General features: G+C 34.5%; 7 protein-coding genes and 1 pseudogene. All 8 read right to left on the reverse strand.

All coding sequences use genetic code 11. The features are described from left to right. Nucleotides 1–11: 11 nt before the first annotated feature. Nucleotides 12–779, reverse strand: coding sequence for a uroporphyrinogen-III C-methyltransferase (cobA, locus tag ACZ267_RS02370; RefSeq protein ID WP_047211211.1), 768 nt, complete (start codon nucleotides 777–779; stop codon nucleotides 12–14). Between the two features lie 30 nt (nucleotides 780–809). After that, nucleotides 810–2,528, reverse strand: a complete 1,719-nt coding sequence (locus ACZ267_RS02375; RefSeq protein WP_047211212.1) for an NADPH-dependent assimilatory sulfite reductase hemoprotein subunit — start codon at nucleotides 2,526–2,528, stop codon at nucleotides 810–812. 18 nt (nucleotides 2,529–2,546) lie between these two features. Continuing rightward, complete coding sequence (locus tag ACZ267_RS02380; RefSeq protein WP_047211213.1) at nucleotides 2,547–4,397, reverse strand: assimilatory sulfite reductase (NADPH) flavoprotein subunit; 1,851 nt, start codon at nucleotides 4,395–4,397, stop codon at nucleotides 2,547–2,549. Between the two features lie 282 nt (nucleotides 4,398–4,679). Further along, the gene (locus tag ACZ267_RS02385; RefSeq protein ID WP_047211214.1) at nucleotides 4,680–5,411 is read right to left on the reverse strand and encodes a phosphoadenylyl-sulfate reductase; all 732 of its coding nucleotides are present in this window, start codon (nucleotides 5,409–5,411) and stop codon (nucleotides 4,680–4,682) included. A 179-nt stretch (nucleotides 5,412–5,590) separates the two neighbouring features. Continuing rightward, nucleotides 5,591–6,376 (reverse strand): zinc ribbon domain-containing protein, encoded by a 786-nt coding sequence (locus ACZ267_RS02390; protein WP_047211215.1) that lies wholly within the window; start codon nucleotides 6,374–6,376, stop codon nucleotides 5,591–5,593. A gap of 255 nt (nucleotides 6,377–6,631) precedes the next feature. Continuing rightward, nucleotides 6,632–7,747, reverse strand: a complete 1,116-nt coding sequence (locus ACZ267_RS02395) for an MFS transporter (RefSeq protein ID WP_002465373.1) — start codon at nucleotides 7,745–7,747, stop codon at nucleotides 6,632–6,634. Continuing rightward, a complete protein-coding gene (locus ACZ267_RS02400; protein ID WP_047211217.1) occupies nucleotides 7,747–8,931 on the reverse strand; it encodes a 5,10-methylene-tetrahydrofolate dehydrogenase in 1,185 nt (394 codons plus the stop codon). The genes ACZ267_RS02395 and ACZ267_RS02400 overlap by 1 nt, the downstream gene beginning before the upstream one ends. A 445-nt stretch (nucleotides 8,932–9,376) precedes the next feature. Beyond that, a pseudogene (locus tag ACZ267_RS02405) lies at nucleotides 9,377–9,608 on the reverse strand (hypothetical protein); the annotation flags it as partial.

Raw genomic sequence — 9,608 nt, forward strand, 5'->3', positions numbered from 1 at the left:
TTAAGTGTATCTTACTTAGCCAAGTTGACATTTTCTTTAAATGCTTGTTCTTCAAACCAACTGATTTTTTCTCTCATATTCACAACGTCTCCAACTATAATCATCGCCGGATTAATAATTTCCTTTGCCTTATTTGTGATATCTTGCAACGTACCCGTTACTGTATGTTGTGATGTAGCTGTACCCATATGTACAAGTGCCACTGGTGTTTGAGGATTCTTACCAAATTTCACTAGTAATTCACAAATCTCCGGTAATCGTTTGACGCCCATATAAATACATAAGGTTTCAGGGCCTTGCGCTAAATGTTGCCAATACGCTTCCTTATCCATACCAGGTTTATTTACAGCAGTGATAAACGCTACAGATGAACTATAATCTCGATGTGTTACTGGGATACCTGCATATGCTGGTGCCGCTATCCCTGATGTAATTCCCGGAACAATTTCAAATGGAATATGATGTGTCGCCAATTGCTCCGCTTCTTCTCCGCCACGACCAAATACAAATGGATCTCCACCTTTTAACCGTGTGACTGTATGTCCTTTTTTAGCCAACTGTATCATCATACGATTTGTTTCTTCTTGAGGTAACGAATGTCTATATGGGTCCTTGCCACAATAGAAAAACTTAGTGTTTGGCTCAGCATAGTCTAATATGTCTTTATTAATTAACCTGTCATACAAAATGACATCTGCTTCTTTAATTGCTCTAAGCCCTTTGATCGTTAATAATTCTGGATCTCCAGGTCCTGCACCTACTAAATAAACTTTGCCCATAGATACTCAACCCCTAACGCCATTTTTCTTTTAACTATGGAAATCTCTTCCATCATTCACTTTTGCTACCACCCCAGTGCGTATCACAAAATCACCAAAATGTTCATCCGGTAATTTTTCTTTTCCGTACTGTATGAGTAGCGGTCTTAACGTTTGTAAAATTTCGTTTTCATCAATATTTTCTTTATATAATTTATTGAGTCTTTCTCCTTTAAATCCACCACCTAAATACATATTGTATTTTCCTGGCGCTTTACCAATAAATGCGATTTCTGCTAAGGCTGGGCGAGCACACCCATTTGGGCATCCTGTCATTCGAATCGTAATGTCTTCTTCTTGAACCCCCGCTTCATCAAGTAAATTTTCAATTTTTGAAATGAGTGAAGGTAAATAACGTTCTGATTCTGCCATAGCAAGACCGCATGTTGGAAATGCTACACAAGCCATTGAATTACGTCTTAATCCAGTATAATAAGTACCATCTGTAAGTTGATATTTATCTATAATTTGTTGTATGTCGTTTTTCTTTTCTGGAGAAATGTTAGCAATGACCAAATTTTGATTAGGTGACAACCTGAAATCTCCAGTATGTGTCTCTGCAATTTCACGAAGTGCTGTTTTAAGTTGATAATCTTCAGTATCTTTTACACGTCCGTTTTGAATAAATAGCGTATAGTTCCAGTTATTCTCACCCTCTATCCATCCAAGACGATCGCCATTATGGTCAAACTCATAATCTTTTGCAGGTTCAATCTCCCAACCTAAGCGTCGATTTAGCTCTTCATTCACCCAAGTTTCACCTAAACGATCAACTGTATATTTAAAACGTGCATTTTTACGATTTTCTCTATTACCATAATCTCGTTGAATCGTTAATAGTTTTTCACACACATCAACTGCTTTGTCTTTAGGAATGAAACCAATTAATCGACCTAACTGCGGGTATGTCTCTTTATTACCATGCGTCATACCCATACCACCACCAATAGTAATGTTAAAGCCAATTAATTCACCTTGCTCAATGATGGCAATCAAACCAATGTCTTGAGAATAAACGTCAATATCATTAGACGGTGGTACTGCAATACCAATTTTAAACTTACGAGGTAAATAGGTACTTCCATAAATGGGTTCTGATTCTTCACTTGAATCTAATACTTTTTCACCGTCTAACCATATTTCGTGATATGCTCCAGTACTAGGAAGTAAATGATTACTGATAGCTGTAGCATAATCATTTACTTCAGCATGTACTTTAGATTGATATGGATTGGGATTACACATTGTATTTCGGTTAACGTCTCCACAGGCTGCTATCGAATCAAGTACAGATTGATTAATATCTTTCATAGATTGTTTTAAATTTCGTTTTAAAATACCATGAAATTGGAATGCTTGACGCGTTGTCAATTTGATGGTCTGGTTAGCATATTGATTCGAAATATCATCCATGGCTATCCATTGTTCTGGCGTAGCTTTGCCACCTGGTACACGTACACGAATCATAAAACTATAAGCAGGTTCTAATTTCTGTTTACGTCGTTCATCTCTTAAATCTCTATCATCTTGCATATAACTACCATGAAACTTTAATAACTTCGCATCATCTTGAGAAATCGCACCAGTGATAGGATTAGCTAATCCTTGTTCGATGGTACCTCTCAAATACTGGCTATCTGCCTTCAAATATTCCATTTGATCTAAATGATCATCTAATTCATCTGACAGTTTTTGATTTGATTTAACCATGTTTGACACCCTTTCCCGTTAATAGACGTCTCTTTGATATCTTTTCTCTCTCTTCATCTGCTTAAGATACGCTTCAGCATCTTCTTCGGATAAACTTTGTTCATTCATCAATACTTCCTTAATCGTTTGGTGTACATCTTTAGCCATTTGCTTTTCGTCCCCACATACGAAGATAGCTGCTCCATTTTGTATCCATTCATTAAACTGTTTACTATTTTCTAATATACGGTGTTGCACATACACTTTATGCTCAGTATCTCTAGAAAACGCAACATCTAGTTTCGATAAATAACCATTGTCTAACCATTCTTGCCAATCTGTTTGATAAAGAAAATCGGTTGTGAAATGTTGTTCACCGAAGAACAACCAAGTATTTCCTTTAAATCCTAATTCTTCTCTTTCCTGCATATAACTTCTGAAAGGTGCGACGCCTGTACCAGGTCCAATCATGATGACAGGTACTTCGCTTTCTTGTGGAAATTTAAAGTTTGGATTACGTTTTAAATAAATCGGTACCGTATCGCCGGGTTGCACACGTTCTGCAAATTGAACTGAGCAGACACCTGTTCGATCTCGACCATGAGAATGGTATCTTACCGCACCAACTGTAATATGTACTTCATCAGGCGTTGCTTTATAACTACTTGAAATAGAATATTCTCTAGGTGGTAACTTTCTCAATAGTTGATATAGGTTATCGGGTTGAAGTTCAGTCGTATTAAAATCGTTTAATAAATCGATAAGGTCTCGTCCTTCAATATAATTTTGAACCCATTCTTTATCTTGAACTTTTCCTTTTAATTCATCGTTATCAAATAGTGCTGATGCATTCTCTAATAATGGTTTCGTTAGTTTAGTAATTTCAAAATGCGATGTTAATGCCTCTTCAAGGTTTAATGTATCGCCATCTTCATTGATAAGCACTTGTTCTTCATAATCCCATCCTAATGTGCTGATTAATAATTCAACAATAGATGGATCATTTTGTGGTAATACCACAATACAATCGCCTGGTTCGTATTCCTCTCCAAAATTATCTAATAGTAATTCAACATGTCTTGTTTCTTTATTAGATCCTCTACCATTTAAATTAATGTTTTCTAATACTTCTGCTTCATATGGATTGGATTTAGAATATTTACGCTCCTTTGCTGATTTAATCGATTCGCTTACAACTTGCTCACTATCAGTATCTTTGGGTTTGGAGCCTATAGCATTAATGACGTTGGCCATCCATTTTTCGGCATCTTCTTCGTAATCGATATCACAATCTACACGGTCATATAATCGCTCAGCGCCTAATTCGGCTAATTTAAAGTCGAAATCTTTACCAGCTTGACAGAAATATTCGTATGATTGATCACCTAAAGCAAGTACCGAAAATCTCAGACCTTCTAGTTTCGGTGCTTTACGCCCATGTAAGTATTCATGTAATTCAATAGCATTATCAGGTGGATCACCTTCGCCATGTGTCGATGTGATTATAAATAAATCTTCAACTTTTTTAATATCTTTAGGTTTAATGTCTTCCATAGATTTCAAGGTCACATTGTTACCCATATCTACAAGACGTTCTTCAAAGATTTCTGCTAAACTTTGGGCATTTCCTGTCTCTGACCCATATAAAATTGTAATGGCACGTGATTCTGGTGTAACTTCAGGTTCTTTATCAGCAAGCATTGTTTCAGTTTGTTGGTCTTGTTGTGCTATTTGATTCGACGTCACTGATTCATTGGTCTCAGCTTGTTGACTCGCTGTTAAATAACCACTTAACCAAAGCTTTTGTTCAGGTGTTAAAGTTGGTAGTAATTCATTAAGTTGTTTTGCTTGTTCCTCATTGAAAGGACTATTTGTGATGTTAATATTCACTAATTTCCACCTCTTGTCTTCAATCCTAGATTTTGAAAGTCTGGGTATCGTATGCTGTCATCTATCCTAGATTTTGACCTCATCATACTTGTTCAATCCAGTCATCATTTTAACGATGCGCTATTTATATTCTATTAGCTTCATTCATGACGCTTGCACCCAGATCCGATTACTTTAATTATGTACCAAACTGTTAAATGAGTAAACGAAATATGATGTCATTAGCCTCTCTTCAATCCTTATCGGAATACTAGGTTTTATACGTAAAAATTTTAACCCTATTTAAGGTTTGTCAGGAACATGTAATCCGCATTCAGTTTTGTCAAAATTTGACCAACGTCCTGCTCTGGAATCTTCAGAGTCTAATACTGGTGATGTACAAGAAATACAACCTATACTAGGATAATGATGATCATGTAACTCGTTATATGGTAATTGATGTTGTTTGATATATTGCCATACATCGTCTTCTGACCAGTATATTAGTGGGCAAACTTTGATTGAATGAAACCGTTCATCTTTATTAATAAAGTTAGTATGCGCTCTTGTTGGAGATTGTGCACGTCTCAGTCCTGATACCCAAGCTTTCGCCCCAGATAAGACCTCTTCTAGTGGTTTAATCTTTCTGATATAACAACATTGGTTAGGATTATTTTTCCATAACGCAGGATTATATTGATCAGCTTGTTCTTCCAATGTTAAATCAGGTTTCTTCATTTCGATACGTAATTCAGGATATGTTGTTTTTACTTCATCAATTAAGTTATATGTTTCTTGAAAATGCAAGTCAGTATCCAAAAAGACAATTTTGGCATTCGGTTTGATTTGATAAATTAAATCAATCAGCACCATACTTTCTGCACCAAAACTACATGAATAAACTAATTCATCTTCATATTGATCATATGCCCATTTTAATATTTGATATGCGCCCTTAGTGTCGTTATCAATGTTGAGGGAGTGTATAAAAGGGTCGCCCGTAAAATTATCGTATGTCATCGCTTTGACTGACATCTCTATCATCCCCCTATCAATTTTTATCCATTCTCTTTAAAACCTATCTGAATTGTCAGAATAATATGTTAATACATTAACTTTTTTTAATTTTAAAGTCAACCCATTTTATAAAAGTTGTCAGAAAATTAATATTTTAAATAAAAAAACGACCAGTATTAACTGATCGTTTCTTCTCTTTATAATTGGTCTATATTTTCAATTAAAGTAATCTTACCTTTTTTACTGTGAGCTATAACTGAGAAGTCATTATCTTTGTTGCTATCATAAATCAACTCATCACTTTTACGTTCGTCAGGTTCATAGTAGTGATCTAAAAATTCATCTTCAGTCACATTAGAAGGTGCTACACCTACACGATCTACTTTATCTCCAGAATAAAGTACCGCTAAATCACCATATTTTTCATAATATGTTTGACCACCATCAACCTTGCCTGAGGATTTACCAAATTTAGCTTCGACTTCTTTTCTTGTCATATCCTTATAAATGCCTTTATAGCCTTCAGTTGATGCAGATTTCATATACCCTTGATCAAAGTTACTACTAAACACATCAATCTTTGGTGCTTTCTCTGATGAGTTAGCCTCACTAGACGATGACTCTTTTGACTGACTATCATCTTTAGATTTCTTTTGTGTTTCAGTAGTTTGGTTATCACTATCATTGTCTTTAATTACATTATTGTAATAGTAGTAAGCACCATACAGTAATGCACCAATTAATAAAATAAAGATAATTGAAAGTATTATAATCCAAATCGGTTTCTTATCTTTTTTATTTGGTTGAGGGGTATATCGATTACGATCTGGGTATGTTTGCTTTGATTGAGTTGCTTGAGTCTCTTGTTTTCCTTGTGATGACGGTTCCGCTTGTTTGATTTCTTTTTTTAATGTATTACCACACTTGTTACAAAATGCTTGTCCTGGTCTTACTTCATTGCCACAATTGGGACAATATTTCATTTCCCATCATTCCCTTCATAATGATTGTTTCATATTTTTCAGATTCTAAAAATATTGTTAACCAATATTTTAAATTACTTTTTATAAAAAGACTATCTTTTCTAAACAATTTCTAAAATTGATTATTTTAATATTTAAGGAAATAAATAGGAATTGGCTCGGAATAATTGCTTATGACTTACTAGATTATTCTTTTTTTAATATAAAAATAACCTAGGACGTACCAATTGTCCTAGGTTGATATATCATTAAAGATTATTGATTTTGATGTGTATCTTCATATCGAATTCGCTGTCGATATCCATACGTACTTTCTTTGATTAGTTCCTCATCAAGTAAACCTGCACCAATGGCACCTGCTACAGTTGAAATTGATGCTGCAAACCAAGGAATACTTAGATATAAATCAGGGCCGGCTGGTCCTTTAAGACTAATTTGTTGGCCTAAGAAATCGGCTGGTAAAAGCACTAATTCTGCAAATAAAAACATTAAGTACAGGATAATATAATAAATGATAACTGCAATAAATAACGTCATCACCGTGGTTAAATTATATAATAGTGTAATCCTTTTATTACTACTTTGCTTTGTGGACTCCCATAAATCATGTGACATCATAATCCATAGCAACATACCTAGTATCGCTATAATAGAGATGCCAAATAACCGCCACATCGAGAAATTATTAGCCATTTGCCACATGGTTGTAAATATTAAACCAAAGGCACCAGTAGTAAAAGCAATGGCAACAATGTTACTTAAACTCGCCATCATATTTAATGGATTGTTGGCAAATGTCATCCCACTGACTAATCTGAACATGCCTCTTGATCTAGAACTAGATAAATAGCGTATATGTTTTGACTCTGTGTCATCTAAATACACATGTGTCTTGTCTATTTTAGAAAGTGGGAACTGTTGTTTAACACTTTGTTCGATATGATCATTATTATCATAATTACGGTGGTCTTGCTCTGCATGATGAACTTCATTAATGATTGTCACAATCGCGTTTTTAAATCGTTTTTTAACCGGTCTCCAACCAAACGCAGGGTATGAAAAGATAGCTGCACCATTTCTCATATTGATATCCAGTGCCATCACACGTCTATGGTGAAATATCGGTAAATCTGTAATAGCTAATACATAATCCCATTTACGTTCATCATGATACTCTTGAACCTTTGTAAATATTTCTTCTACTCTCTCCGCATAGCCAGTTAGAGGGTCAACAACTAAATCAATTTCCCATTCGACTTGATTATCATGTTGTTCTGATAAAATGTCAGGTATATCTTCCATTAAATTCTCTGCTAACTTTTCAGTAACACCAGGTGCTACAACTAATCCTATGACTTTTCTTTCAGACATTAATAACCCTCCTCTCTATGATCTTGTTTTTTCTCTTCATATTCATCGTCATCACTATCATCACTAGTAGACTGTCTTTCAACCTCTTGTTGTGATGGCTCATGTTGTTGTTCTTGTTCTTCTTTTTCTTCTTGTGCTTCCTTGTAACGATGGTATTGACGATATGAATACGTAATCTTTCTTATTTTCTCTTCATCTTCTACTGTAGATCCCATTGCTCCTGCTAATAAGCCTAGTGATGATACAAACCAAATTAATTTGACGTAATTCATAAATGTAAATTCTGCTTGTGCACTGGTCCAACTATTAAATAAACTTACTGGCACAAACAATGTAATACTCACAATTAATAATAGATACAATATGAAATAATTGATTAGCGTAATCACTATCAGTGTCAACATTGTTGTGGCATTGTATATCCATCTATACGTTCTTTGTGATTTGGCTGTTTTTCTTTCGATTAATTTATGTGCATATAATAACCAACATGCCATACCAACAATAGAAATAATCATTAATATAATAAATCTGATCGGTGAGTAAATGACACTAAGCTCCCACGGCATAGAAAAAATAGACACATATGTCCCTGTAGCAAAGGCAACAGAAATAATTTTTTTGAAGTTAAAAATATTTTTCCATGGTTTATTAGCACGCGTTAAACCACAAATTAACTGAATCCAACCTATAATCATAAATGTATTAATATATCGTCTTTTGGGGGATTCGTCTTCTTCAGGTTCTACCGATTTTAAATGGATGAATGGATGGGTGCTGGTCTTTGATAGTGGTTCGTTATAATATAGTTGTTCAATCATCGTAGTAATACTACTAATTAACTTTCTTTTTAAATCAATCGCACCCAAGGAAGGTAATGATAACATTGCAACTTGCTTTTCATTATTGAAATCACTAACGACAACCTTTTTGCCAGAAATACTAGGAAGGTCTGTGACACATATTGCGAAATCCCAATGTTTTTCATTTTTGATTTGTTCTGCTTTATCAACACTCTCATGTACATCTTCGGCAGAACCAATAATTAAATCCTCTTTAACTTCAAAGTTCCATTGACTATCATCATTAATCCTTTGTGTCAGCAATTGCTTGATTTTGGGAATAATCTTCGTCACATGTTCATGTGCAACGCCAGGTGATGGTACTAATCCTACTGTATACATCGGTGAAACCTCCTTTCTTTAATATAATTAAAATAGCAATACAATGTTCTAATTTTACAATGGATCACATCTTGTCATCTATCTTCGATATATTCAAAATAATTTGCACGCAAATTATATTATAGACTCATAGAGAAATTTCAAACCTTTTCAATAAAAAAATCAATATCAATCCATAATAACGATATTGATTATATTTGACAAATAACATGTATCCATAATTACTTTTTATAAATAATTAATTGTGTATATAGGTTTATTTCTCAAATAAAAAACCTTGAAAGGAACGGATTATTACTCCTTTCAAGGTAAAACACCAATTTTATTTTATATTATTATTTCTTATCATCATTCTTGAATCGACGTGTTACTTTATCGACAAAGTTATCTTTGTTATGTGTTTCATTTTCAAATTGGCTTTGAGAATGTTCTGTATCATGACGGTCTACATCATGATGGTCTGCTCTATGACGTGACGGTCGTCTTCTCTACGATCTGCATCGAATCCGTTACGCGCGTCTCTTCCTTCTACGTTACGATTATCATGTCTGCTTTCTGTATCTTCAAATCGACGGTCTGTGTCTTGGTGATTGGTATCACGACGGTCTACATCATGATGATCTTCTCTGTGGCGGTCGTCTTCTCTACGATCTGCATCGAATCCGTTACGTGCGTCT

It is taken from the genome of Staphylococcus sp. AC872, from assembly GCF_979255425.1.

Bases quoted from the DNA above. Each gene is read 5' to 3' on its own strand.
- ACZ267_RS02385 (WP_047211214.1), bottom strand. From the start codon at position 5,411: ATGTCAGTCAAAGCGATGACATACGATAATTTTACGGGCGACCCTTTT.
- ACZ267_RS02375 (WP_047211212.1), bottom strand. From the start codon at position 2,528: ATGGTTAAATCAAATCAAAAACTGTCAGATGAATTAGATGATCATTTA.
- ACZ267_RS02390 (WP_047211215.1), bottom strand. From the start codon at position 6,376: ATGAAATATTGTCCCAATTGTGGCAATGAAGTAAGACCAGGACAAGCA.
- ACZ267_RS02400 (WP_047211217.1), bottom strand. From the start codon at position 8,931: ATGTATACAGTAGGATTAGTACCATCACCTGGCGTTGCACATGAACAT.
- cobA (WP_047211211.1), bottom strand. From the start codon at position 779: ATGGGCAAAGTTTATTTAGTAGGTGCAGGACCTGGAGATCCAGAATTA.
- ACZ267_RS02395 (WP_002465373.1), bottom strand. From the start codon at position 7,747: ATGTCTGAAAGAAAAGTCATAGGATTAGTTGTAGCACCTGGTGTTACT.